Source organism: Pseudomonas serbica, from assembly GCF_028823535.1.
Classification (GTDB): Bacteria; Pseudomonadota; Gammaproteobacteria; order Pseudomonadales; family Pseudomonadaceae; genus Aquipseudomonas; species Aquipseudomonas serbica.
The window spans coordinates 303,956-329,758 of record NZ_JAQIYM010000001.1; the positions used below are offsets into that span (position 1 = coordinate 303,956).

General features: G+C 59.9%; 23 protein-coding genes and 1 pseudogene. 7 read left to right on the forward strand and 17 right to left on the reverse strand.

Annotated elements, in window-relative coordinates; genetic code table 11:
• Positions 1-11: 11 nt before the first annotated feature.
• The 4 genes from NQL71_RS01385 to NQL71_RS01400 all read right to left on the reverse strand — a co-directional run bounded on the left by NQL71_RS01385 (position 12) and on the right by NQL71_RS01400 (position 4,192).
• A complete protein-coding gene (locus tag NQL71_RS01385) occupies positions 12-929 on the reverse strand; it encodes an SdiA-regulated domain-containing protein (protein WP_274642183.1) in 918 nt (305 codons plus the stop codon).
• 94 nt (positions 930-1,023) lie between these two features.
• On the reverse strand, positions 1,024-1,950 hold the full coding sequence (locus tag NQL71_RS01390; protein WP_248685980.1) for an SdiA-regulated domain-containing protein: 927 nt from the start codon (positions 1,948-1,950) through the stop codon (positions 1,024-1,026).
• Positions 1,951-2,109: 159 nt separating this feature from the next.
• Complete coding sequence (locus NQL71_RS01395) at positions 2,110-2,775, reverse strand: fumarylacetoacetate hydrolase family protein (RefSeq protein WP_046818394.1); 666 nt, start codon at positions 2,773-2,775, stop codon at positions 2,110-2,112.
• A 22-nt stretch (positions 2,776-2,797) separates the two neighbouring features.
• Positions 2,798-4,192, reverse strand: a complete 1,395-nt coding sequence (locus tag NQL71_RS01400) for a D-2-hydroxyglutarate dehydrogenase (protein WP_046818395.1) — start codon at positions 4,190-4,192, stop codon at positions 2,798-2,800.
• Between the two features lie 206 nt (positions 4,193-4,398).
• On the opposite strand from NQL71_RS01400, the gene serA reads away from it, so the two are divergent.
• On the forward strand, positions 4,399-5,628 hold the full coding sequence (gene serA / locus NQL71_RS01405) for a phosphoglycerate dehydrogenase (RefSeq protein ID WP_020797315.1): 1,230 nt from the start codon (positions 4,399-4,401) through the stop codon (positions 5,626-5,628).
• A gap of 52 nt (positions 5,629-5,680) precedes the next feature.
• Here serA and NQL71_RS01410 read toward each other — a convergent pair whose 3' ends face one another.
• Positions 5,681-6,106, reverse strand: coding sequence for a DUF4399 domain-containing protein (locus NQL71_RS01410; RefSeq protein WP_077184769.1), 426 nt, complete (start codon positions 6,104-6,106; stop codon positions 5,681-5,683).
• Positions 6,107-6,241: 135 nt separating this feature from the next.
• On the opposite strand from NQL71_RS01410, the gene NQL71_RS01415 reads away from it, so the two are divergent.
• Entirely contained in the window at positions 6,242-6,826 is a 585-nt protein-coding gene (locus tag NQL71_RS01415) for a transporter substrate-binding domain-containing protein (RefSeq protein WP_046818397.1), read from the forward strand.
• A gap of 124 nt (positions 6,827-6,950) precedes the next feature.
• On the opposite strand, the gene NQL71_RS01420 is transcribed toward NQL71_RS01415, so the two are convergent.
• Both NQL71_RS01420 and NQL71_RS01425 read right to left on the reverse strand, forming a co-directional pair.
• The gene (locus tag NQL71_RS01420; protein ID WP_077184773.1) at positions 6,951-7,436 is read right to left on the reverse strand and encodes a 2-thiouracil desulfurase family protein; all 486 of its coding nucleotides are present in this window, start codon (positions 7,434-7,436) and stop codon (positions 6,951-6,953) included.
• A gap of 2 nt (positions 7,437-7,438) precedes the next feature.
• Positions 7,439-8,071, reverse strand: coding sequence for a 2OG-Fe(II) oxygenase (locus NQL71_RS01425; RefSeq protein WP_046818399.1), 633 nt, complete (start codon positions 8,069-8,071; stop codon positions 7,439-7,441).
• Positions 8,072-8,179: 108 nt separating this feature from the next.
• Between NQL71_RS01425 and NQL71_RS01430 the strand changes: the two genes are divergently transcribed.
• Positions 8,180-8,932: a DUF2059 domain-containing protein gene (locus tag NQL71_RS01430; RefSeq protein ID WP_046818400.1), complete on the forward strand. Its 753-nt coding sequence runs from the start codon at positions 8,180-8,182 to the stop codon at positions 8,930-8,932.
• Positions 8,933-9,061: 129 nt separating this feature from the next.
• On the opposite strand, the gene bipL is transcribed toward NQL71_RS01430, so the two are convergent.
• The gene (gene bipL, locus NQL71_RS01435; RefSeq protein ID WP_077184775.1) at positions 9,062-10,009 is read right to left on the reverse strand and encodes a phospholipase BipL; all 948 of its coding nucleotides are present in this window, start codon (positions 10,007-10,009) and stop codon (positions 9,062-9,064) included.
• A gap of 95 nt (positions 10,010-10,104) precedes the next feature.
• Here bipL and NQL71_RS01440 point away from each other — a divergent pair, with 95 nt between their 5' ends.
• Together NQL71_RS01440 and NQL71_RS01445 are read left to right on the forward strand one after the other, a co-directional pair.
• Positions 10,105-10,686, forward strand: a complete 582-nt coding sequence (locus NQL71_RS01440) for a DUF6436 domain-containing protein (RefSeq protein ID WP_248685981.1) — start codon at positions 10,105-10,107, stop codon at positions 10,684-10,686.
• A gap of 110 nt (positions 10,687-10,796) precedes the next feature.
• Entirely contained in the window at positions 10,797-13,208 is a 2,412-nt protein-coding gene (locus NQL71_RS01445) for a penicillin acylase family protein (protein WP_166618588.1), read from the forward strand.
• A 119-nt stretch (positions 13,209-13,327) separates the two neighbouring features.
• On the opposite strand, the gene NQL71_RS01450 is transcribed toward NQL71_RS01445, so the two are convergent.
• On the reverse strand, positions 13,328-14,293 hold the full coding sequence (locus NQL71_RS01450) for a GlxA family transcriptional regulator (protein ID WP_274642184.1): 966 nt from the start codon (positions 14,291-14,293) through the stop codon (positions 13,328-13,330).
• Positions 14,294-14,485: 192 nt separating this feature from the next.
• Between NQL71_RS01450 and NQL71_RS01455 the strand changes: the two genes are divergently transcribed.
• Positions 14,486-15,127, forward strand: coding sequence for an HD domain-containing protein (locus tag NQL71_RS01455; RefSeq protein WP_166618586.1), 642 nt, complete (start codon positions 14,486-14,488; stop codon positions 15,125-15,127).
• 148 nt (positions 15,128-15,275) lie between these two features.
• Here the strand turns inward: NQL71_RS01455 and NQL71_RS01460 are convergent, their stop codons facing one another.
• From NQL71_RS01460 to NQL71_RS01495, 8 genes and pseudogenes are all read right to left on the reverse strand, one after another.
• Positions 15,276-16,163: an ABC transporter permease subunit gene (locus tag NQL71_RS01460; RefSeq protein ID WP_046818406.1), complete on the reverse strand. Its 888-nt coding sequence runs from the start codon at positions 16,161-16,163 to the stop codon at positions 15,276-15,278.
• Positions 16,160-17,080 (reverse strand): ABC transporter permease subunit, encoded by a 921-nt coding sequence (locus NQL71_RS01465; RefSeq protein ID WP_046818407.1) that lies wholly within the window; start codon positions 17,078-17,080, stop codon positions 16,160-16,162. Before NQL71_RS01465 ends, NQL71_RS01460 begins: the two co-directional genes overlap by 4 nt.
• Entirely contained in the window at positions 17,077-18,219 is a 1,143-nt protein-coding gene (locus tag NQL71_RS01470) for an ABC transporter ATP-binding protein (RefSeq protein ID WP_046818408.1), read from the reverse strand. The genes NQL71_RS01465 and NQL71_RS01470 overlap by 4 nt, the downstream gene beginning before the upstream one ends.
• A gap of 73 nt (positions 18,220-18,292) precedes the next feature.
• Complete coding sequence (locus tag NQL71_RS01475; protein ID WP_046818409.1) at positions 18,293-19,390, reverse strand: polyamine ABC transporter substrate-binding protein; 1,098 nt, start codon at positions 19,388-19,390, stop codon at positions 18,293-18,295.
• 187 nt (positions 19,391-19,577) lie between these two features.
• Positions 19,578-20,687 (reverse strand): polyamine ABC transporter substrate-binding protein, encoded by a 1,110-nt coding sequence (locus tag NQL71_RS01480; protein WP_046818410.1) that lies wholly within the window; start codon positions 20,685-20,687, stop codon positions 19,578-19,580.
• Positions 20,688-20,856: 169 nt separating this feature from the next.
• Positions 20,857-22,221 carry an aspartate aminotransferase family protein gene (locus NQL71_RS01485; RefSeq protein ID WP_077184783.1) on the reverse strand — a complete coding sequence of 455 codons (1,365 nt, stop codon included), beginning with the start codon at positions 22,219-22,221 and terminating at the stop codon, positions 20,857-20,859.
• 59 nt (positions 22,222-22,280) lie between these two features.
• Positions 22,281-23,639, reverse strand: coding sequence for a glutamine synthetase family protein (locus NQL71_RS01490; protein WP_046818412.1), 1,359 nt, complete (start codon positions 23,637-23,639; stop codon positions 22,281-22,283).
• A gap of 125 nt (positions 23,640-23,764) precedes the next feature.
• A pseudogene (locus tag NQL71_RS01495) lies at positions 23,765-24,037 on the reverse strand (gamma-glutamyl-gamma-aminobutyrate hydrolase family protein); the annotation flags it as partial.
• Positions 24,038-24,315: 278 nt separating this feature from the next.
• Here NQL71_RS01495 and NQL71_RS01500 point away from each other — a divergent pair.
• Entirely contained in the window at positions 24,316-25,692 is a 1,377-nt protein-coding gene (locus tag NQL71_RS01500; RefSeq protein WP_046818414.1) for a glutamine synthetase family protein, read from the forward strand.
• Positions 25,693-25,803: the final 111 nt, after the last annotated feature.

Consider the following 25,803-nt stretch of genomic DNA (forward strand, 5'->3'; position numbering starts at 1 on the left):
CGTGGTGTTGGTTAGGGTGGTGTTGGCTTTTTGAACACGTAAAACAGATTCGGCTCACTCACCAGGTACATCGTACCGTCGTCGTCCATGGCGATCCCTTCCGCTTGCGGAACAGTCTTTTTCAAACCCTGACGCCCCTTGTTCAACGACATGGTGCTCAGCGGTCGACCATCCACATCCAGTTCCAGAATCAGCCGCGACTCGTCGGACAACGCCAGCAAGTGCCCGCTGCGCTCGTCGTATTGCAGGCTCGACAGGTCCCGCACGAACATCCCGGCGTCGCGCTTGGGGTTGTTGATCACATGTACGGCGTAGGATTTTTCCGGATTGAAATGCGGGAAGCCGTGCACTTCGTAGATCAGCATCGGGTCGCGCTCCTTGGCCACGAACAGCCGCTTGCCCACCGAATCATAGGCCAGGCCCTCGAAACCCTTGTTGCCGCGCATGTGCACCCCGAGGGTCATCTGTTCCGCATCCGCCGAATCGAGGAAGGTGGTGTCATCCTCCAGATGAATCTTGATCAGCCGTTGCTGGCGCTCGTCCGTGATCACGTAGGTGTCGGCACTGATGAACTCAACAGCCTCCGGATCACCAAAACCGACCAGCGCAATGCGGCGCAGGATCCTGCCGTCGAGGGACAGCTCGATCAATTCGGAGTTTTGATTGGTGACGGTGAACAGGCTTTTACGCACCGGGTCGTAGGTCAAGGCTGAAACATCGTCGTCCAGCCCTTCGATGACCTGCCCCTCCAACACCACCCGATACTGGTCCAGGCCAATGGACTGGCTGTTCATCGGCTGCCAGAGCGTGTGCAGGTTGAACCAGGCGCGCTCGAACAGGCGCAGATACTGACCGAACGCAATCAATACGCTCAGGGCAATCACCGACAGGAGCACAAGCAGGGGTTTGGGGCGGGCTAATCGACGCATTCAGGCGGGCTCAAATTCAAAACAGGCGGATGAGATATCACGCCTGCATGAACTGAAGCTTAATGGCCATTGGCCGCAAAGGACAATCGCGGGGTTATTTCTGTTTTTCGAAGCGGTAGAACAGGTTCGGCTCGCTCACCATGTACAGCGTACCGGCCTCGTCCATGGTCACGCCTTCGGCCCGCGGGATGGTCTTTTTCAGGCCGTTGAAGCCACCCAGCAAGGTCATGAAGCTGACTTGCTCGCCTTTCTCGTCCAGCTCCAGCAACAGGTGGGAGTCAGCGGACAACACCAGGGTGTGGCCGGTCCGTGGATCGATGGCCAGGGCGGACAGGTTGCGGATGTCCAGCTCATCACTGGCAAGCTTTTGCTTGTCACCGGTGAGCACCTTGGCGTCGACTTTCCAGGTGAACAGCGCGGGCGGACGCTCTTCGCCGAGCAATAATTGCTGATTGCGCGCATCCCAGGTGACGGCCTCGAAGGCCTTGTTCTGGTCTTTCGAAGGTCCGAGGTCGTACTTCGGATAATCAACGATGTTCAGCTCGCGAGTGTTTGCATCAACCTTGACGAGGATCACCTGGTGGTCACGCTCATCAACAATGGCCAGCATCCCGTTGCCCAGCGCTGTCACCCCTTCAGGATTGCTCCAGCCCACCAACGGCATTTTGCGCAGTACATCGCCTTGCAGCGACAACTCGACCAGGAACGGGTTTTTGCCCATCACTGAAAACAGGGTCTTGGTCTGGGCATCGTAGGTGACGTCCGACGCTTCGTCCTTTTCCATGCCCGGCAGTGGCTTGGCGTCGATCACCGCACGGTAGTCCGGCAGCCAGACACTGCCCTGGCGCTCGGCAGGGCTTTCAAAACGCTCTTGCACCCAAAGCACGCCACGGTCATCCCAATGCATGGCAAACGCCAGGCCATAGGCGGCGGCGACCAACAGCAACAGCCAGGAATACCAGCGCAGGGCAAAGCGCGAACGGCGGGCAGGTTTAAGCGAAGAAAGCGGTTGAGTAGCCATCAGGGCATGCGTTCCAGAGATTCAGGCTTGGGGTAATAGCACAACCGCAACCCCTGTAGGAGCTGGCTTGCCAGCGAAGGCGGCGTAACAGTCAACTTAGATGTTGAATGTAAGGGCCTCTTCGCTGGCAAGCCAGCTCCTACAAGGGTTTTGAGTGGCTTAGCGAACGCTGCTGGTGAAGCGGCTGGCGCCGGGCAACTCCAGGACGATCTCGTCGCCGACATTCAGCGGGCCGACGCCCACTGGCGTGCCGGTAAGGATCACGTCTCCGGCTTGCAGCGAGAAACAGCCGGCCATGTGCTGGATCATCGGCACGATCGGGTTGAGCATCGCACTGCTGTTGCCATCCTGGCGAACTTCACCATTGATGGTCAGGCGAATACCGATATCAGTCAGGTCGGCAAAGGTGCCGCCGGAAACGAACGGTGCAATCACCGCCGCGCCGTCGAAGGACTTGGCGATTTCCCAGGGCAGGCCCTTGGATTTCAGCTCGGCCTGCTTGTCGCGCAGGGTCAGGTCCAGCGCCGGGGCGAAACCGGAGATGGCGTCGAGCACTTCTTCAACGCTGGGTTTGGTCGACAAAGGCTTGCCGATCAATACCGCGATTTCCGCTTCGTAATGCACCGAGCCACGCTCGGTCGGAATGCTGAAACCGCCTTCCAGCGGCACCACACAACTGCCCGGCTTGATGAACAACAGCGGCTCAGTCGGCACCGGATTGTCCAGTTCCTTGGCGTGTTCGGCGTAGTTACGGCCGATGCACACCACTTTCCCCAACGGGAAGTGAATACGCGTACCGTCCACATACTGGTGCTGATAGCTCATTACCGACTCCTGTTTACTCAATTCAAACAGCGAAAATCTTGCCCGGGTTCATGATGCCGTTCGGGTCGAACACTGCCTTGACGGCTTTCATGTACTCGATCTCAACCGGCGAACGGCTGTAGGTCAAATAATCCCGCTTGGTCATGCCCACACCGTGTTCGGCGGAGATCGAACCGTTGTACTTCTCGACGGTTTCGAACACCCACTTGTTGACGGTGGCGCACTTGGCGAAGAAATCGTCCTTGCTCAGGTTATCCGGCTTGAGGATGTTCAAGTGCAGGTTGCCGTCGCCGATGTGGCCAAACCAGACGATTTCGAAGTCAGGGTAGTGTTCGCCGACGATCGCGTCGATTTCCTTGAGGAATGCCGGGACTTTCGACACGGTGACCGAAATGTCGTTCTTGTACGGCGTCCAGTGGGAAATGGTTTCGGAAATGTATTCGCGCAACTTCCACAGGTTCTGCAGCTGGGTTTCGCTCTGGCTCATCACGCCGTCCAGCACCCAGCCCTGCTCCACGCAGTGCTCGAAGGTTTCCAGGGCGTGGTTGGCCACTTCTTCGGTGGTGGCTTCGAATTCCAGCAGCGCGTAGAACGGGCAGTCGGTTTCGAACGGCGCCGGTACGTCGCCACGGCCCATGACCTTGGCCAGGGCCTTGTCGGAGAAGAATTCGAAGGCGGTCAGGTCGAGCTTGCTTTGGAAGGCGTGCAGCACTGGCATGATCGAGTCGAAATCGGTGGTACCCAGGACCATCGCCGTCAGGTTTTTCGGCGCGCGATCCAGGCGCATGGTCGCTTCGACCACAAAGCCGAGGGTACCTTCAGCACCGATGAACAGCTGACGCATGTCGTAGCCGGTGGCGTTCTTGATCAGGTCGCGGTTCAGCTCCAGCACGTCGCCCTTGCCCGTGACGACTTTCATGCCGGCCACCCAGTTACGGGTCATGCCGTAGCGAATGACCTTGATTCCGCCGGCATTGGTGCCGATATTGCCGCCAATCTGGCTCGAACCTGCCGAAGCGAAGTCCACCGGGTAGTACAGGCCCTTTTCTTCGGCCACGTTCTGCAGGTGCTCGGTGACCACGCCCGGCTGGCAAACGGCAGTTCGGTCGGTCAGGTTCACGTCGAGGATCTGGTTCATGTAGTCGAAGGACACGACCACTTCGCCATTGGCCGCCACCGCAGCGGCGGAAAGGCCGGTGCGACCACCGGAAGGCACCAGCGCCACCTTGTGTTTATTGGCCCACAGGACAATGGCCTGGACCTGTTCGGTGGTCTTGGGGAACACGATGGCGGTCGGGGCCGGAGCGAAATGCTTGGTCCAATCCTTACCGTAGGCATTCAGGGAGTCGGCATCGGTCAGCACCTTGCCAGGCTCAACCAGGGTCTTCAGCTCTTCAATCAGGGCAGGATTGGTCATCGACAGAACTCTCGAACAATTCATGGTCATCCTGAGAACGCTTCACGTCGCAGGAATGAGTGTTTAGCGGGGTGCATATGCTAGCATACCGACCCCGCAGCATAGTGCCCAAGGGCTGTTCTGCGGTGACGGCTTTCCTGCCGTGCGGGTCAGCTCCGGGCTGCTCCCTTTCCTGCCATTTTTCTCCGGGATACAGGTTTACGCAGATGAGCAAGACTTCTCTCGATAAGAGCAAGATCAAGTTCCTTCTTCTCGAAGGCGTCCACCAATCGGCTGTCGACGTCCTCAAGGCGGCGGGCTACACCAGCATCGAGTACCTCACAGGTTCTCTGCCGGAAGCCCAGCTCAAGGAAAAGATCGCTGATGCTCACTTCATCGGCATTCGCTCGCGCACTCAACTGACCGAAGAGATCTTCGATCACGCGAAGAAGCTGGTGGCTGTCGGCTGTTTCTGCATCGGCACCAACCAGGTCGACCTGAGCGCTGCCCGCGAGCGCGGTATCGCCGTGTTCAACGCGCCGTACTCCAACACCCGCTCCGTTGCCGAGCTGGTGCTGGCCGAAGCGATCCTGTTGCTGCGCGGTATCCCTGAGAAGAACGCCTCCTGCCACCGTGGCGGCTGGATCAAGAGCGCGGCCAACTCCTTCGAGATCCGCGGCAAGAAGCTGGGCATCGTCGGCTACGGCTCGATCGGCACCCAACTGTCGGTCCTGGCCGAAGGCCTGGGCATGCAGGTGTACTTCTATGACACCGTGACCAAGCTGCCACTGGGTAACGCCACCCAGGTCGGCAACCTGCACGAACTGCTGGGCATGTCCGACATCGTGACCCTGCACGTACCGGAAACCGCTGCTACCCAGTGGATGATCGGCGAGAAGGAAATCCGTGCCATCAAGAAGGGCGGCATCCTGATCAACGCCGCACGCGGCACCGTGGTCGAACTGGACGCCCTGGCGGACGCGATCAAGGACAAGCACCTGATCGGCGCGGCCATCGACGTGTTCCCGGTGGAGCCACGCTCCAACGACGAAGAGTTCGAAAGCCCGCTGCGTGGCCTGGACAACGTTATCCTGACCCCGCACATCGGCGGTTCCACCGCCGAGGCGCAGGCCAACATCGGTCTGGAAGTGGCTGAGAAGCTGGTCAAGTACAGCGACAACGGTACCTCGGTATCGTCGGTGAACTTCCCGGAAGTGGCCCTGCCGGCTCACCCTGGCAAGCACCGCTTGCTGCACATCCACGAGAACATCCCGGGTGTGATGAGCGAGATCAACAAGGTCTTCGCCGAAAACGGCATCAACATCTCCGGTCAGTTCCTGCAGACCAACGAGAAAGTCGGCTACGTGGTCATCGACGTAGACGCCGAGTACTCGGACCTGGCGCAACAGAAACTGCAACACGTCAACGGCACCATCCGTAGCCGTGTGCTGTTCTAAGAACAGCTGGCAGCATTGAAAAAGGGAGCCCCTGCCAAGGGGCTCCCTTTTTTTATTTCACGTTGACGGTAATCTTCTCCGATACGATTGGCGGATCGAAGGGCATGTGGCCGCTGTCGCCCAGCTCCAGCTGCAAGGTATGCTTGCCCGGTGTCAGTGTTACTTCAGCCTGGGTCTGCGCCTTGCCGAAGTGCAGGTGGTTGGCATCGTTGGGGATCGGCTGGCCGGCTGCCGGCAGTTCATCGACATCGATCAGCAGGTGGTGGTGACCGGTGTTCTTGGTGACATCACCCGCTGGCGCCAGCGAAATATCCTTGACGGCGAACTTGACCACGACAGTCTGCGGTACCGTTGCACCGTCTGCCGGAGAAACGATGGACACTTCAGCGCCCTTGGGCGCTGGCGTTGCAGCACTGGCCAGCACTGAAACGCCCATCAGCAGGCCAGCGAAAGCAGCACGTGACATAAAGGTTTTCATTCTCTTCTCCAGTTTTTCCGTAAAATTCACGTGACCATCACAACTTCATGGTCAATCGTTGTCGAAGGCACTCGACAACCATAGCAAAGCGAGCCTGATCCAGAGCGTCGCGATAATGATTTCAAAGGAGTGACCATGCGTTTTCTGCCTGGCCTGATCTGCCTGCTACCCCTTTTGAGCCCATTGGCTCATGCCGAACTGATTGATGACGTGAACGACCGCGGTGAATTGCGCATTGCCCTTGAGGCTAATACACCGCCGTTCAACTTCAAGAAAGACGACAGCCTTACCGGCTTCGAAGTCGAATTGGGACAAATGCTGGCCAACGAACTGGAAGTGCGTGCCGACTTTGTCGTCACGGACGCCAGTGATCTGCTAGCCGGCGTGGAAAGCGGCAAGTACGACGTCGCCATCAACCACATTGCACAGACCCCGGCGCTCAAGGAACGTTTCGACTTCAGCGAAACTTACCTGCAAACCAAAGCGCAATTGATCGCGCAGAAAGACGAGCCGCAATCAATCCTGCTGGTGCAGTCGCTGACGGAACAAAAGCCGAAAGCCAACCCGGTCGTCAACCTGGCGATTCCGTTTCAGAAGGGTAACCCGGCGTTTCACGCCAGCCTGGAAAGCGCGTTGCAGCGGATCAAGGACGATGGCCGCCTGCAGGCGCTGGAGCAGAAATGGTTTGGGGCTGAATCGGGGGCGGTACCCAAGCCCTGAATTCGCGCAATACCCCTGTGGGAGCGGGCTTGCTCGCGAAAGCGGTGTGTCAGGCGATATGACTGTCGGCTGACACTACGCCTTCGCGAGCAAGCCCGCTCCCACATTGGTCCTGTGTTGGTAGTTAGTCGAGTGCTGCCAAGGATTCAGCAGCTTCGGCCAGTTCCAGCTCGCTGAAGACCTGGACGCCATGGCGCTTGAGCAGCGCCGCCGTCACACCCTCGCCACTGACCTTCACCCCACTGAAGGTCCCGTCATAGGTCAGCAGATTGCCGCAGGATGGGCTGTTGGCCTTGAGCACGGCTACGCGAATGCCGTGCCGTTGCACCAGCTCCAGCGCCTGACAAGCCCCGGACAGAAACTGCGCGCTGACATCCTCGCCCTCGGTGGTGATCACCGACGCCTGCCCGTCCAGCACTTCACCACCCTGCCCACCCGGAATTTCCGCTGCTGCCCGCGGCGTTGGCAGGCCACCGGCGACTTCCGGGCACAACGGCACGACCCGACCTTCGTCGAACCACTGCTGCAATAGATCGAACGGCCCACTGGCCCCACCGTCATAACGTACGCGGTGCCCCAGCAGGCAGCGGCTTACCAGTATTTTCTGCATGTTTAGAACGGCTCGTTGCCGCGACGCCGAAACCAGCCGGTCAACGACAGGCGCTCACGGTTCGCAGGCAGGACTTCATGGGGGACCTCCCCCGACAGGAACACCACCAGGCATCCACCGACGGGGTCCACATCGTATTGCGCGTCTTCGTCCAGGTACATACGCAACTGACCGCCATGTTCAGGCAGCCAGGACTCATTGAGGTAAACCACAGCCGACACCATGCGCCGGTCGTCGTCACGAAAACGGTCGACGTGCTTGAGGTAAAAAGCCCCGGGCGGGTACATCGCGAAATGGCTCTCGAAATCCTCCAGCCCCAGGAACAGGCCACGGTTCAACGCCTCGCGCAGGCTGTCCATCAATCCCAGATAGCTGTCGCAGACCTCGGCCTGGCCGGGCTCGATCCACTGGATATGATCGCCCCGAATCCCCTCGCGGATCTCCGACGTCGGCCCTCGTCCCACGGCGGCCGGGGCCAGTTCACCCTCGGCCGCACGTTTACGGCACTCGGCAGCCAGCGCTCGGGTCAGATCCTGAGACAGGAAAATATTCTGCTGCGACCAACCGCTGGCGGCCAGGTCATCGACGATTCGTAACAGCAGCGGGTGATCAGAAGGTATTTGCATGGCGCGCATAGTATTCCTGCGCCTGGAAATCCGACAGAGCCACGCAGCGGGTTGATACGAATTCTCGACAAGACGGTATGCCACACGGAGAATAGTCGCCTGCCGACAGGAGTCCCTATGCGCCGTTTGCTTTTCTCCCTGCTGATGCTCTGTGTTATGCCCGCCTGGGCAGACGGCCACGACCAACTGTACAAGGTCGCCGGCTGGCCGGAACAACGCGCGCATTTCAACGACGCCCTCTCTGCCGCCCAACAGCGCTACCAAAGCAGCCTGCCCCCCGCGGTGTTCCAGGCGCTGGTCGACAACAGCAATCAACGTTTCGCTCCCAATGCGGTGGACCAACGTGCCGAAGCGCAGTTGCGCAAGAACCTCGCCGACCCGAAACCGGCGCTGACGTTCTTTCAATCGCCGCTGGGCAAGAAGATCGTCGCCGCCGAATTGCTCGCCACCCGCCGCGATCAACTGGCGAAAAATGCCAAGGGCTTGCCGAAGATGCAGGCCAGCGACAGCCGCCTGCTGATCATCGGCCACCTGGCCCAGGCCCTGCCGGCGCGCGAGGCCGGCGCCGAAGTCAGCCTGGCGATTGCCGGTGTCGCGGCCGACAGCCTCAGCTCGATGATTCCGGGGCTGCTCGGTGCAGGACAAGCCCAAGGCATGTTGAACGGGCAGCGCCAGCGCCTGATGGAGCAAATCGGCAGCGACCTGAACAACACGCTGCTGTACGTCTATCGCGATCTGTCGGATGAGGAACTGGAAGAGTTCGCCACCTTTGCCGAGTCAGCCGAAGGCAAGGCTTACTACCAGGCGGCGCTGGCGGCGATTCGGGCGGGGTTGGCGGTCGGGCAGAGTACTTCGAACCTGACCCAATAATCCTCGGCGTCTGAACGGACGCCTTCGCGGGCAAGCCCGCTCCCACAGTGATCGGCATATACCTGCAACTTTGTGATCACCGCAAACCTTGTGGGAGCGTGTTTGCCCGCGAAGAGGCCGGAACTGTCGCTACAGATTCCGCCCCTTGATCCGCTTGCTCAAGAACCCGAAATACTCCCCGCGCAACACCAACGTCTCATTCGCCAGATGATGACGCGCCTCGGGCAGCATCAATATCTGCGGCCGATCGAACTTGCCCCGCAGGACCTCAAGGTTGTGCTGCCAGTCCACGGTCATGTCTGCCTGCCCCTGCACGATGAGTGGTCGGCGCGCGCTTGCCGGCGCCGCTTCTACCCGCTTGATCCAGCGCGCCAATGCTCCCACCCAAGCCGTCGGCAGGCGTAGTGGCTGCAAGGGGTCAGCTTGCAGAAACGGCAGAAATGCCGGGTCGCCGGAGTTTTCGCTGAAGCGCCGGGCAATGGCTTTGACAAAAGGCCTGAGCAGGTAATAACTCATTTGCGACCAGCCCCATGCCCGCGGCCGCACCAGCGGCGCCAACAGGATCACCTGGCCCTGGGCCGGACTGCTCGCCCCGGCATTGAGCACATGATCGACCACGATCGCCCCCCCCGTGCTTTGCCCGCACAGGTGCCACGGCTGCGGCAGATCGAGGGACAATGCTTCGGCAAACAACCCTTGCAGCGTGTCCTGATACTCGGCGAAGTCCTTGATGCTTGCCCGCTCTCCGCTCGACAGCCCATGACCCGGCAAGTCGCAGGCAATCACGGCAAAACCTTGCTCCAGCGCCCACCCGATCACATGCCGGTAGAGACCGGTGTGGTCGTAAAACCCGTGAAAGACAAACAGCGTCGCTTTCACCTGCTCTGGCCACCAGACCTGGCTGACCACCTCATAACCATCGACCTGAAAACATCCCAGGCGGCTGCGTACATTGCGCGTCGAGAAATCCAGCCCATAAAACTGCTGGTAGGCCTGCGCCTCCGCTGACAAGGGCAGCCCCTGCGCCAGCGGCCGCAGGCTGGCACGCAGATGATCGGGGTCGAAGGTCACTGACATGGGCATTCCAGAGCACGAAACAGACTTTATGGACCTGCGATATTCATCTGTCGCGGCAAGCATGGCAAGCTAGCCGATCCTCAAGGAGTGAACCCATGCGATCGCCCTATCGCGCAGCCCTGCTCGCCAGCCTGCTTGCCCTCGTGTGCGCCGCAGTGCTGTGGGCCGCCTACGATTGGTTTCAGGGGCGCTATCTGCGGGCATTCAGCGAGCACACGGCCATGTTCTCCGGCGATCCGCTGCGCCTGCCCGACAACCTGGCCGGTCCTGGCGCCGTCCGTCTCGTGCACTTTTGGGACCCGGCCTGCCCGTGCAACGTCGGCAACCAGCAACACCTCAGCGAACTGGTTGAGCTGTATGAGCCCCAGGGCGTGGAGTTTTTTGCCGTGCAAAAGCCGGGCAGCCACGGTCAGTTGCCAGGCAACCTGAACAGGTTGAAACCCATCGACGTCCTGCCCGGCTCCGAACAGATCCCCGCCAGCCCCGCCGTGGCAATTTGGGATCGCGCCGGCAAACTCGCGTACTTCGGGCCCTACAGCGAAGGCCTGACCTGCAATTCCAGCAACAGCTTTATCGAGCCGATCCTGCAAGCGCTGAACGAAGGCCGTAAAGTCAGTGCCACCCACACACTGGCCGTGGGGTGTTACTGCCCTTGGCCTGTCGCCCCTACGAAGTAACGCAGACAGCAGACGAGAATCCCTCCTACGGGCGATGGGCCAAACCGGGCTTGTCGTGTTAAACAGTCTCGCCAGGGGATTGCTGTCACCGATAACAATAAGGAGTCACCATGAAACGTAGCCTGACTGCGCTCGGTTTGCTGATCGTCGCGCTCGCCGCAGGAGCCGGCTGGTATGTCTACAGCAAGCAGCCGTCACGCCAGGGCATGGTGGAACTGCAGCACCTGCAAGGTTCGGTCACCGTGCGTTATGACGAGCGCGGCATCCCGCATATCCGTGCCGACAACGAAACCGACCTGTACCGCGCCCTCGGTTATGTCCACGCCCAGGACCGGTTGTTCCAGATGGAGGTGCTGCGTCGCCTCGCCCGTGGCGAACTGGCCGAGGTGCTCGGGCCGAAACTGCTCGACACCGACAAGCTGATGCGCAGCCTGCGCATTCGCGAACGTGCCGAATCCTACGTGGCGAACCTGGACAAGCAATCGCCTGCCTTCGTTGCCCTGCAGGCCTACCTGGACGGTATCAACCAGTACCAGGACAGCCACGCCAAACCGGTAGAGTTCGATGTGCTGGGCATCAACAAACGCCCGTTCACGGCGCAGGACACCGTCAGCATCGCCGGTTACATGGCCTACAGTTTTGCCATGGCGTTTCGCACCGAACCGTTGCTGACCTACGTGCGCGATCAATTGGGTGCCAACTACCTGAACGTCTTCGATCTCGACTGGCAGCCCAAGGGCGTGCTGGCAAACCGTAACAATAATGCCCCGCCCCCCCTCGCCAGCGCCGACTGGAAAGACCTCAACGCCCTCGCCCGCCTGAGCGAGCAGGCCCTGGCCGACAATGGCCTGCCACAGTTCGAGGGCAGCAATGCCTGGGTGGTGGCCGGCAACCGCACCAAAAGCGGCAAGCCGCTGCTTGCCGGTGACCCGCACATCCGTTTTTCCGCGCCGTCGGTGTGGTACGAAGCGCAGCTCTCGGCGCCGGGTTTCGAGCTCTATGGCCACTACCAGGCCTTGATGCCGTTCGCGTCCCTGGGCATGAACAGTGACTTCGGCTGGAGCATCACCATGTTCCAGAACGACGACCTCGACCTGATCGCCGAAAAGCTCAATCCGGATAATCCCAACCAGGTCTGGTACCGCGGCCAGTGGGTGGACATGGTCAGCAGCGAACAGCAGATCGCGGTCAAGGGCCAGGCGCCGGTGACACTGACGCTGCGCCAGTCACCCCACGGTCCGATCGTCAATGATGCGCTGGGCAACGTCGGCGGCAAGACGCCGATCGCCATGTGGTGGGGGTTTCTCGAAAGCCAGAATCCGATTATCGAAGGCTTCTACCAGCTCAACCGGGCCGACACCCTGGCCAAGGCCCGTAGCGCCGCCGCCAAGGTCCAGGCGCCCGGCCTGAACATCGTCTGGGCCAACGCCAAAGGCGACATCGGCTGGTGGGCCGCGGCGCAACTGCCCAAGCGCCCTGCCGGGGTGCGCCCGTGGTTCATTCTGGATGGCAGCACCAGCGACGCCGACAAGGACGGTTTCTACCCGTTCAGCGCCAACCCCCAGGAAGAGAATCCGGCGCGGGGCTATATCGTCTCGGCCAACTTCCAGCCATTGTCGCCGACGGGGATGGAGATCCCCGGTTACTACAACCTCGCCGATCGCGGCCAGCAACTCGATCGACAGCTCAGCGACAAGAACATCAAGTGGGACCTGGAAAGCAGCCAAGGGCTGCAACTGGGCACCACTACCGCCTATGGCACGCGTCTGTTGGCGCCACTGCTACCGACGTTGCGCGAAGTGGTCAGCGATCCTGCAGAGCTCAAGCTGGTGGAGCAGTTGTCCCAGTGGAAGGGCGACTACCCGCTCGACTCCACCAGCGCCACCCTGTTCAACCAGTTGCTGTTTAACCTGGCCGAGGCGGCGATGCACGATGAACTGGGCAATGACTTCTTCGAAACGATGCTCTCGACCCGTGTGATCGATGCCGCACTGCCGCGCCTGGCGGCGACGGCGGATTCGCCCTGGTGGGACAACCGCAATACCCCCGGCAAGGAAACCCGCGCCGATACCGTCAAGGCTGCGTGGCAGGCCAGCATCGCCCACCTCAAGGCCACGTTGGGTGCCGATGCCTCGCAATGGCAATGGGGCAAGGCGCACACCCTGACCCACGGCCACCCGCTGGGGCAGCAAAAGCCGCTGGACCGGCTCTTCAATGTCGGCCCCTTCGCGGCCCCTGGCGCACATGAAGTGCCGAACAACCTGACCTCCAGGATCGGCCCGGCACCGTGGCCGGTCACGTATGGCCCATCGACCCGGCGCCTTATCGACTTCGCCGATCCCGCCCACAGCCTGACGGTCAACCCGGTCGGCCAGAGCGGCGTGCTGTTCGACAAGCACTTTGACGATCAGGCCGAGGCGTATATCGAGGGGATTTATTTCCAGGCGCATCTCAATGATGAAGAGGTGACGGCCAATACGCGCAGTACCTTGAAGCTTCTACCGGCGCGTAGTGCTCAATAGATTTTTGTTGTCCGGGCTGACGCCTTCGCGAGCAAGCCCGCTCCCACATTGGAATGCATTTCAGATGTGGGAGCGGGCTTGCTCGCGAAGAGGCCCTCACAGGCAACATCAATGACAGCTCAAACCACCGCCGCAAAATGCTGCCTGAACTGCTGCGGCGTCACCCCCAGCCTGCGGTTGAACACGCTGCGCATGTGCTGGGCATCGCGGAATCCGCACTGATAGGCCACGGTCTTGAGGGGCGCCAGGGTGCTTTCCAGCAGCACCCGCGCCGCATCCACCCGCGCCCGCTCGACAAACTCGGCGGGGGTGATTTTCGCTTCCCTGGCAAACACGCGGGAAAAGTTGCGTGCACTCATGTTGGCGGCATTGGCCAGGTCGGCGATGGTCAGGTCGCCGGTCAAGTTCGCCAACACGTAATGCTGAGCCATTGCCACGGCAGAGGTGGGTTCCGCGTGAGGCGTTAGAAACGGGCTGAACTGTGACTGCCCGCCCGAGCGCTGGGTGAACACCACCAGTCGTTTTGCCACGCTCAAGGCCACGTCCGGCCCGTGATCGCGCCCCAGCAGATACAGCGACAGATCGATCCCGGCCGTTACTCCCGCCGAGGTGAACAGCTCGCCGTCCTGAACGTAAAGCCGATCGGCCTCCACTTGGGTTGCCGGACACAGCTCAGCCAATGCAGTGGCATCGCCCCAATGGGTGGTCACGGTTCGCCCTTCCAGCAATCCTGCCCGGGCGAGCATGAACGCGCCATTGCAGATCGAACCAAAACGCTGCGCCCGCGCGCTGGCATCGCGCAGCCAGGCATCAAACGCAGCGCCGAAGGCCATGAAGGGCAATTGCGGTCCACCGGCCACCAGCAGCAAGTCATAAGGCTCCAGCGCTTCGCTGAAATGCCGGTGGGCGTTCAGCGCCAAACCATTGGAGCACGTCATCACCCCGCGCTCCACGCCAATGACCTCGAGCCGGTAGTGATGCTCGGGGGCGAGGAAGCGGTTGGCTTCGGAAAACACATCCATGGGGCCGGTGACATCCAGCGATTGGACGCCGGCGAAGACCACGATAGCGACGGTTTTCTGCATGGCTCAAATACACCTTCAACATTGAAAGAGATCACACGCCACCCTATCCAAACGACGTCCAACAAGCGAGGTTGGCACGATATGCATGCTCATTGGCAAGGATCGCAGCCATGGATCGATTGTTCCGTTTGCGGGCCGCGAACAGACTTTAACCCTCAGCGCCGCCCCGGCGTTTACCTTGAGGAAAAGCCCATGAGCACCACCATCGCCGGCATCAAGATCCCCGACAGCGCCTTGGCCAAAGCCACCACCGAATACATCCGCGACATCGAATCCGACCTGCTCTACCACCACTCGCGCCGGGTGTTTCTGTTCGGCGCGCTGAGCGGCGAGCGCAAGCAACTGGCCTACAACCCGGAGCTTCTGTATGTAGGCGCGATGTTCCATGACCTGGGCCTGGTGGAAGGTTATCGCAGCGACAACGAACGTTTCGAAGTCGACGGCGCCAACGCGGCAGCGGCGTTTCTCAAGCCTTACGGGTTGAGCGATGACGACATCGAGCAGGTCTGGCTGTCGATCGCGCTGCACACTACGCCGGGCGTGCCGCAACACCTGCGGCCGACCGTGGCGCTGGTGACCGCAGGTGTTGAAATGGACGTGTTGGGTATGGACTACGCGGCGTTTTCCACCGTGCAGCGTGAGGCGGTGGTGCATGCGCATCCACGGGGCGAAGGGTTCAAGGAGTGCATCATCTGCGCCTTTGCCGACGGCTTGCGCCATCGTCCGCAGACCACGTTCGGCAATGTGAAGACCGATGTATTGATGGATCAGGAGCCGGGGTTCAAGCCGATGAACTTTGTCGAGGTCATCCGCAAATCGCCTTGGGTGGCGTGAACGCCAAAAAAACCTGTGGGAGCGGGCTTGCTCGCGAAGGGGTCGTGTCAGTCAATAGAGATGTCGACTGACACACCGCTTTCGCGAGCAAGCGCGCTCCCACATGAGATCCCGGTTGACCATGATTCTGCGGCCAACCGGTCGAGACTTACGCCGCTTCCGGCTGCGCGCGACGCACGTCCGGTTGCTTCCACGAATCGGCGGCGCTTTCTTCGATGGCTTGCTGGATCGCACGCTTGCGCGCTTCTTCGGCGCGACGGCTGAAGAACCAGACCAGGAAGGTCATCAGCGATACCGCCAGCAGGATCAGACTGGCCACGGCGTTGATTTCCGGTTTCACGCCCAGGCGCACCGCCGAGAACACTTCCATCGGCAAGGTGGTGGAACCCGGGCCCGAGACGAAGCTCGCCAGTACCAGGTCATCCAGCGACAGGGCAAACGACATCATGCCGCCGGCGCCCAGGGAGGGTGCGATCATCGGGATGGTGATCAGGAAGAACACCTTCCACGGCCGCGCACCCAGGTCCATGGCCGCTTCTTCGATGGACAGGTCCAGTTCACGCAAGCGCGCCGACACCACCACCGCCACATACGCCGCACAGAACGTGGTGTGGGCGATCCAGATGGTGACGACGCCACGCTCTTGTGGCCAGCCGATCATCTGCGCCATGGCCACGAACAGCAGCAACAGCGACAGACCGGTGATCACCTCAGGCATTACCAGTGGCGCTGTCACCAGGCCACCGAACAGGGTGCGACCCTTGAAGTGGGTGATCCGGGTCAGCACGAACGCCGCCAGCGTACCCAGCGCCACCGCGGCAATCGCCGTGTAGCAGGCGATTTCCAGCGAGCGCACCACCGAGCCCATCAGTTGGGTGTTGTCCATCAGGCCGACGTACCACTTGATCGACCAGCCGCCCCACACCGTCACCAGTTTCGAGGCGTTGAACGAGTAGATCACCAGGATCAGCATCGGCGCGTAGATGAACAGCAATCCCGCGACCAGCATGAAACTCGAGAAACGGAAGCGCTTCATTCCTTGCCCTCCATCTCTTTGGCCTGGCTACGGTTGAACAGGATGATCGGCACGATCAGGATCGCCAGCATCACCACCGCCAGGGCGGATGCCACCGGCCAGTCACGGTTGTTGAAAAATTCTTGCCAGAGCACTTTACCGATCATCAGGGTCTCCGGACCGCCGAGCAGTTCCGGGATCACGAACTCACCCACGACCGGGATGAACACCAGCATGCAGCCGGCGATGATGCCGTTCTTGGACAGCGGAATGGTGATCTTCCAGAAGCTGTTGAAGGTGCTCGAACCCAAGTCGGACGCGGCTTCCAGCAGACTGTTGTCGTGCTTCACCAGGTTGGCGTACAGCGGCAGGATCATGAACGGCAGATAGGAGTAGACGACACCGATGTAGACCGCGAGGTTGGTGTTGAGGATCTGCAGCGGCTCGTCGATCCAGCCCATGGTCATCAGGAAACCGTTGAGCAGGCCGTTGTTGCTGAGGATGCCCATCCACGCATAGACGCGGATCAGGATCGCGGTCCAGGTCGGCATCATGATCAGCAGCACCAGCACCGTTTGCATCTCTTTGCGGGCACTGGCAATGGCGTAGGCCATCGGGTAGCCGATCACCAGGCAGAGGATGGTGCTGATCAGCGCCATCTTCAACGAGCCGAGGTAGGCGGCGATGTACAGCTCGTCGTCGCCGAGCATCGCGTAGTTGCCCAGGTTCAGCAACAGCTGCAGCTTCTGTTCGGCGTAGCTGTAGATCTCGGTGTACGGCGGAATGGCCACGTCGGCTTCGGCGAAGCTGATCTTCAGGACGATGAAGAACGGCAGCATGAAGAACAGGAACAGCCAGATGAAAGGAACCCCGATGACCAGCTGGCGGCCACCGGGAATTATTCGATTGAGGCGGCGTTTGAATTTGCGCATGTTCATGAGCGAAGTACCACGCCGCTATCGTCTTCCCAATACACGTAGACCTGGTCACCCCAGGTCGGCCGCTGGCCACGGCGCTCGGCGTTGGCGACGAACGACTGGACGATCTTGCCGCTCGGCAATTCGACGTAGAACACCGAGTGACCACCCAGGTAGGCGATGTCATGGACCTTGCCGCTGGACCAGTTGTATTCGCAGGTCGGCATGGTCGGGGTGACGAGCAGTTTCTCCGGACGGATCGCGTAGGTCACGGACTTGTCCTGCACCGAAGTGCTGATGCCGTGGCCGACATAGATCTTGCGGTCCAGGTCCTTGCAGGTGATGATCGCGTGGCCCTCGGCATCGTCGATCACTTCTCCGTCGAAGATGTTGACGTTGCCGATGAACTCGCAGACCAGGCGGCTGGTCGGGGTTTCGTAGATGTCGATCGGGCTACCGATCTGGGCGATCCAACCCAGGTGCATGATCGCGATGCGCTCGGCCATGGTCATGGCCTCTTCCTGGTCGTGGGTCACCATGACGCAGGTCACACCGACGCGCTCGATGATCTCCACCAGCTCCAGCTGCATTTGCGAACGCAGTTTTTTATCCAGCGCGCCCATCGGTTCGTCGAGCAGCAGCAGCTTCGGACGCTTGGCCAGCGAACGAGCCAGGGCCACACGCTGGCGCTGGCCGCCGGACAACTGATGCGGTTTGCGCTTGGCGTACTGGCTCATCTGCACCAGCTTGAGCATGTCGGCCACGCGGGCATCGATTTCGGCGGCCGGCAGTTTGTCCTGCTTGAGGCCAAAGGCGATGTTCTGCGCCACGGTCATGTGCGGGAACAGGGCGTACGACTGGAACATCATGTTGATCGGCCGCTCGTAAGGCGGCATGTCAGTGATGTCTACGCCATCGAGGAAGATTCGCCCCTCGGTCGGTCGTTCGAAGCCGGCCAGCATGCGCAGCAAGGTGGATTTGCCCGATCCCGAACCGCCGAGCAAGGCGAAAATCTCGCCTTTCTTGATTTCCAGGGACACGTCGTCCACGGCAATCGTCTCGTCGAACTTCTTCGTGACCCGGTCGATTTTGACCAGCACCTGTTTAGGTGACTGGTCGCCCTCGAGGGCTTTCTTATAGGCGCCGGAGGCAACTGCCATTTACGAAACTCCCAGAAAAAAAGAGTGCAGTTCGCTCAAGGTGAGCCAACCTTGGATAGTTTGAGCCTTGAAGCTATTTACCCGACTTGACCTTGGTCCAGCTGCGGGTCATCAAACGTTGAATGTTTGGCGGTAGTTCGATGGACACGTAGGTCTTGTCGAGTACCGATTGCGGTGGATAAACCGATTCGTCGGTGCGAATCGACTGTTCCATCAGTTTGTCCGACGCCGGATTAGGGTTGGCGTAGCCGACATAGTCACTGACTTGCGCGATCACCTCGGGTTTCAACAGATAGTTGATGAACGCGTGGGCTTCCTTGACGTTGGCGGCGTCCTTGGGAATCGCCAGCATGTCGAACCACAGCGCGCCGCCTTCCTTGGGAATCGAATAGACGATGTCCACGCCTTTCTTGGCTTCAGCCGCACGGTTGCGGGCCTGGAACATGTCGCCGGAGAAGCCGATTGCAACACAGATGTCGCCGTTGGCCAGGTCCGCGATGTATTTGGAGGAGTGGAAGTAAGTCACGTAAGGCCGCACGGCCAGTAACTTGGCCTCAGCCTTTTTGTAGTCTTCGGGGTTGGTGCTGTTGGGGTCCAGGCCCAGGTAGTTGAGGACCGTGGGCATCATTTCATCGGCGGAATCGAGGAACGCCACGCCGCAGCTTTGCAGCTTCTTGATGTTCTCCGGCTCGAAGACCGCGGCCCAGGAGTCGATCTTGTCGACGCCCAGCGCAGCCTTGATCTTTTCGGGGTTGTAGCCAATGCCGTTGGTGCCCCACAGGTATGGCACGGCGTACAGGTTACCCGGATCGTTTTGCTCCAGGCGCTTGAGCAGCACCGGGTCGAGGTTGGAATAGTTCGGCAACTTCGACTTGTCGAGCTTCTGGAAAGCCCCGGCCTTGATCTGCTTGCCAAGGAAATGGTTGGACGGCACTACCACGTCGTAACCGGTGCGCCCGGCCAGCAACTTGCCTTCCAGGGTTTCGTTGGAATCGAATACGTCATAAACCGGTTTGATCCCGGTCTCTTTCTGGAAGTCGGCCAGGGTGGTCTCGCCGATGTAATCCGACCAGTTATAAATATGCACGGTACCGGCAGCCTGGACACTGGCAGCGAGTGTCAATCCGGCGCCGAACAACATGGCATTGCGCAACAGAGAAAAAATAGGCAAGTGGAGGTCCTCTAAAATGAGTTGGGCTCAAGTTGCCCGCGTTACATGGCAGCGTTGGCTGCCTGGCAACAAAACCGGCGCGCAACTTACCCTCGAAAAACCGTTCCAGCAAAACTTTCTGTCATTTAATTAATCCTGCAGTCGCCGCCGCCCAGGTGGCGACCACAGGATGTTGCATCAAACCGGCTTATTTACCGGATTTGATCTTGGTCCAGCTGCGAGTCATATCACGCTGGGTGGCCGCTGGCAGATCGGCGATGGCATACAGCTTGGCCTGCACGTCAGCTGGCGGGTAGATGCCTGGATCGCTGGTGATGTCTTTCTCTACCAGAGCTGTTGCAGCGGCGTTACCGTTCGGGAAACGTACGGCGTTGGTGATGCCGGCCATGACTTCAGGCTTCTGCAGGAAGGTCATGAACTTGTAGGCGCCTTCAACGTTTTCGGCATCTTTAGGGATGGCGACCATGTCGAAGAAGCTGCCAGCGCCTTCCTTCGGAATGGCGTAGCTGACTTTGACCTTGTCACCGGCCTCGGCGGCACGGGACTTGGCCTGCTGCACGTCACCCGAGTAGCCGACTGCTACGCAGATGTTGCCGTTTGCCAGGTCCGAGATGTACTTGGAGGAGTGGAAATAGGTGATCGAAGGACGAATCTTGAGGAACAGATCTTCGGCTTTCTTGATGTCTTCTTTTTTCTGGGTGTCGGTAGGCAGGCCCAGGTAGTGCAGCGCGACCGGGAGCATTTCGGTCGGCGAATCGAGGAAGCTCACACCGCAGCCCTTGAGCTTGGCGATATTTTCCGGCTTGAGCAGTACGTCCCAGGAGTCGATGGTGTCGACGCCCAGCGCAGCCTTGACCTTCTCCGGGTTGTAACCGATGCCGATCGAGCCCCACATGTACGGGAAAGCGTGCTTGTTGCCCGGGTCGCTGATCGACACGGCCTTGAGCAGGTCCTGGTTCAGGTTCTTCCAGTTAGGCAGCTTGGACTGGTCCAGTTCCTGATAAACGCCTGCTTTGATCTGCTTGGCCAGGAAGTTGTTCGACGGCACGACCACGTCGTAGCCGGACTTGCCTGCCAGCAATTTGGCTTCCAGGGTTTCGTTGCTGTCGAATACGTCGTAGACGACCTTGATCCCGGACTCTTTCTCGAAGTTGGCGATGGTGTCCGGAGCGATGTAGTCGGACCAGTTATAGACGTGCAGTACTTTGTCGTCCGCGTGAACCGCACCCGCCATCATGCCCGCTACGGACAAAGCGAGAAGTGTCTTGCCAGCAAGCTTTTTTCCTAATGCCTTCATGCGTAATGCTCCAAATTTTTCTTTTTTGAACCACTTTGTTCAGCGGCCGAACCCGGACAACTGGAACTGCGGCTAGTCTGGCAAGATCCGAGGCGGTCTTTCAAGGAAAGGCCAAGCTTTCTAACGGCCCTGAGCGAAAGTTTCATGACTGCCGCTCAGAGCCTAGCACTTAGGCCTGCAACGCACTCAGGGTCAGGTCCAGGCACTTGCGCGCCTTGGTCACCAACTCATCGATTTCCGCCGGTGTGATCACCAGCGGTGGCGCGATGATCATGGTGTCGCCCACGGCACGCATGATCAGCCCGTTATCGAAGCAGAACTGTCGGCAGATCATGCCGACGCCCTTGCCTTCATAGCGCTTGCGAGTGGCCTTGTCCTGAACCAGTTCGATCGCCCCCAGCAGACCGACCCCACGAACTTCCCCAACCAGGGGATGATCGTTCAGTTCGCGCAAACGTTTTTGCAAATACGGTGCCGTTTCAGCGTGCACGCGCTCGATAATTTTTTCATCGCGCATGATGCGGATGTTTTCCAGCGCCACCGCAGCGGCCACCGGGTGCCCGGAATAGGTGAAGCCGTGGTTGAAATCGCCGCCCTCGTTGAGCACGTCCACCACTTCGTCGCGCACGATCAGGCCACCCATGGGGATGTAGCCGGAGGTCAGGCCCTTGGCGATGGTCATCATGTCCGGCTTGAGGTCGTAGAAATCACTGCCGAACCATTCGCCGGTGCGGCCGAAACCGCAGATCACTTCGTCGGCCACGAACAGGATGTCGTACTTGGCGAGGATTTCCTTGATGCGCGGCCAGTAGCTGTCTGGCGGAATGATCACGCCGCCAGCGCCCTGGATTGGCTCGGCAATAAAGGCCCCCACGTTGTCTACGCCGACTTCGAGGATCTTCTCTTCCAGCTGATTGGCCGCCCAGATCCCGAACTCTTCAGGGGTCATGTCGCCGCCTTCGGCGAACCAGTACGGCTGGGCGATGTGGACGATGCCCGGAATTGGCAGGTCGCCCTGTTCGTGCATGTAGGTCATGCCGCCCAGGCTCGCGCCGGCCACGGTGGAACCGTGATAGCCGTTCTTGCGGCTGATGATGACCTTCTTGTTCGGCTGGCCCTTGATCGCCCAATAGTGACGAACCATGCGCAACATGGTGTCGTTGCCTTCAGAGCCGGAACCGGTGAAGAACACGTGGTTCATGCCTTCTGGCGCGACATCGGCGATGGCCTTCGCCAACTCCAGTACCGGCGGGTGGGCGGTCTGGAAGAACAGGTTGTAATACGGCAACTCACGCATCTGCTTGCTGGCGGCATCGGCCAGTTCGTCGCGGCCATAACCGATGGCCACGCACCACAGCCCGGCCATGCCGTCGAGGATCTTGTTGCCTTCGCTGTCCCACAGGTAGACACCCTTGGCGTTGGTGATGATCCGCGGGCCTTTCTCTTTCAGCTGCTTGAAGTCGCTGAACGGAGCCAGGTGGTGATCATTGCTCAGGGTTTGCCATTCACGGGTTTGCGGATTGTTGCTGGTCATACCAATCTCCTAAAAAATCCAGGTGAGAGCGCCACCCGACAACGGTGGCGCCCGGCGCATCAGACGGCAAAAAGCAGGAATTCCCGTTCCCACGAACTGATGACGCGCTTGAAGTTTTCATGCTCGGCCCGCTTGACCGCGACGTAGCCAGTGATGAAAGTCTTGCCCAGGTAGCGCTCGATGGTGGCGCTGTTTTCCATGCGCTCGAGCGCGTCTTCGATGGTCAGTGGCAGGCGCAGGTTGCGGCGCTCGTAACCACGGCCCACCACCGGTGCGCTCGGGTTCAAGCCTTCGACCATGCCGATGTAGCCGCACAGCAGGCTCGCGGCAATGGCCAGGTACGGGTTGGCATCGGCACCCGGCAGGCGGTTTTCCACGCGACGGTTCTGTGGCCCGGCATCCGGCACCCGCAGGCCCACGGTGCGGTTCTCTTCGCCCCACTCCACGTTCACCGGCGCCGAGGTGTCCGGCAGGAAGCGGCGGAACGAGTTGACGTTGGGGGCAAACAGCGGCAATAGCTCGGGAATCAGCTTCTGCAAACCACCGATGTGGTTCAGGAACAGCTGGCTCATGGTCCCGTCTTCATTGGAGAAGATGTTCTTGCCGGTCTCGATGTCGATGATGCTCTGGTGCAGGTGCATGGCGCTGCCAGGCTCGCCGGTCATCGGCTTGGCCATGAAGGTCGCGGCCACGTTGTGCTTGAGCGCAGCCTCGCGCATGGTGCGCTTGAACACCAGGATCTGGTCCGCCAGGGACAAGGCATCGCCGTGACGGAAGTTGATCTCCATCTGCGCCGTGCCGTCCTCGTGGATCAGCGTGTCGAGGTCCAGTTCCTGCAATTCGCACCAGTCATAAACGTCCTCGAACAGCGGGTCGAACTCATTCGCCGCCTCGATGGAGAACGACTGGCGACCGATTTCCGGGCGACCGGAACGGCCGATAGGTGGCTGCAGCGGATAATCCGGGTCGTCACTGCGCTTGGTCAGGTAGAACTCCATCTCCGGCGCCACGATGGGCTGCCAGCCCCTGTCGGCATAGAGCTTGAGGACTTTCTTGAGCACGTTGCGCGGTGACAGCTCGATCGGGTTGCCCTGCTTGTCGTAGGTGTCGTGGATCACCTGGGCGGTCGGTTCGACGGCCCAAGGCACCAGGTACACCGCGTTGTGATCGGGGCGGCAGATCATGTCGATGTCGGCCGGGTCGAGCAGTTCGTAATAGATGTCGTCTTCGACGTAATCGCCGGTCACGGTCTGCAACAGAACGCTCTCAGGCAGGCGCATGCCCTTTTCGGCGATGAATTTGTTGGTCGGCGAGATCTTGCCCCGGGTGATCCCGGTCAAGTCGGCGATCATGCATTCGACTTCTGTGATCTTGTGGTCTTTCAACCAATCGGTGAGCTGGTCGAGGTTGTTACTCATAAATGCCTCTAGGCTTTGAGTTTCCTGGCTCTTCAGAGTCAGGCGATAGTTGACGCATCGGCGTCGCGTTGAAATGCAAGTTTGCGCCAGGCTATCGTGCTTGTGTGTACTTCTGCGCATGACAGGCGTGCAGAATCGCGAGCGGTGACCTGCACGATGGCCGAGCCGCTATTGTGAATCGGTTCTATATTGAATGGAGTAACCGTAATGGGTGTGCCGTCGAGGCCGTCCAGAATATCGGACAGAGACGGCTGATTCGCCAGGGACGGGAGGATCGCCGACAGGCCCGAAGCCGCTGCGGCCACGGCGCTGACGCAGATGTCGCCACTGATGTGATGAGCATGCAGACCGATCTGCGAAGAGCAGGCGGTGACGCCGATGATCGGCAGGCGATACATGAAACACCCCGGTATTATTGCTGTTATGGGTTTGATTCGAGCTTAGCCTTGTTCATTTTTTTACACAACACCCCCGTAAAAAATACAACACGGCCCGCTCAAGCCTGCGGGCGTCAAACGGCCAAGGGCTATAAAAACGCCCCAAAGAGCCTCAAAAAAGCCACGCGAGCGCTTTTTTAGGGCAAAAAAGGCCTCGCTTGACTTCGGCAAGCCGTTCGGGTTGACTGGAATCCGAAAAGATCAATGATTGATATTTTTAACAACAAAGGTGTTGCATCATGTCGGTACCCCCGCGTGCCGTTCAGCTTAACGAAGCGAACGCGTTCCTTAAGGAACATCCTGAGGTTCTGTACGTTGACCTTCTGATTGCGGATATGAATGGTGTGGTGCGCGGCAAGCGCATCGAACGCACCAGCCTCCACAAGGTTTACGAGAAAGGCATCAACCTGCCGGCCTCTCTATTTGCTCTGGATATCAATGGCTCCACGGTGGAAAGCACCGGCCTGGGCCTGGACATCGGCGACGCCGATCGAATCTGCTATCCAATCCCCGATACCCTGTGCAACGAGCCATGGCAGAAGCGCCCCACCGCGCAACTGTTGATGACCATGCACGAACTCGAAGGTGATCCTTTCTTCGCCGACCCACGCGAAGTCCTGCGACAAGTCGTGACCAAGTTCGATGAACTGGGCCTGACCATCTGCGCCGCGTTCGAACTGGAGTTCTACCTGATCGACCAGGAGAACGTGAACGGTCGTCCGCAACCGCCGCGCTCGCCGATCTCCGGCAAACGTCCGCACTCGACACAGGTCTACCTGATCGACGACCTCGACGAATACGTCGACTGCCTCCAGGACATTCTGGAAGGTGCGAAAGAGCAAGGCATCCCGGCCGACGCCATCGTCAAGGAAAGTGCCCCGGCGCAGTTCGAAGTGAACCTGCACCACGTCGCCGACCCGATCAAGGCCTGCGACTACGCGGTACTGCTCAAGCGCCTGATCAAGAACATCGCCTACGACCATGAAATGGACACCACCTTCATGGCCAAGCCTTACCCGGGCCAGGCGGGCAACGGGCTGCACGTACACATTTCGATTCTCGACAAGGACGGCAAGAATATTTTTGCCAGTGAGGATCCCGAGCAGAACGCCGCGCTGCGTCACGCGATCGGCGGTGTGCTCGAGACCCTACCGGCGCAGATGGCTTTCCTCTGCCCGAACGTCAACTCCTACCGTCGATTCGGTGCGCAGTTCTATGTGCCGAACTCACCGTGCTGGGGCCTGGACAACCGCACCGTGGCAATTCGCGTACCTACCGGCTCCGCCGATGCCGTGCGTATCGAACACCGTGTGGCCGGCGCCGATGCCAACCCTTACCTGCTGATGGCTTCGGTCCTGGCAGGCGTGCACCACGGCCTGGTCAACAAGATCGAGCCGAATGCGCCGGTGGAAGGCAACAGCTACGAGCAGAACGAGCAGAGCCTGCCGAACAACCTGCGCGATGCATTGCGCGAGCTGGACGACAGCGAAGTCATGGCCAAGTACATCGATCCGAAATACATCGATATCTTCGTGGCCTGCAAGGAAAGCGAGCTGGAGGAGTTTGAACACTCCATCTCCGACCTTGAGTACAACTGGTACCTGCATACCGTTTAAGCGGCTGCAGTAAAAAAACGCCGCCGGCTGTTAAAAGCCTGCGGCGTTTTTTATGGGTAATTTCAGTAGAACCGAGTCGCCTGCTTCGCGAGCAAGCCCGCTCCCACATTT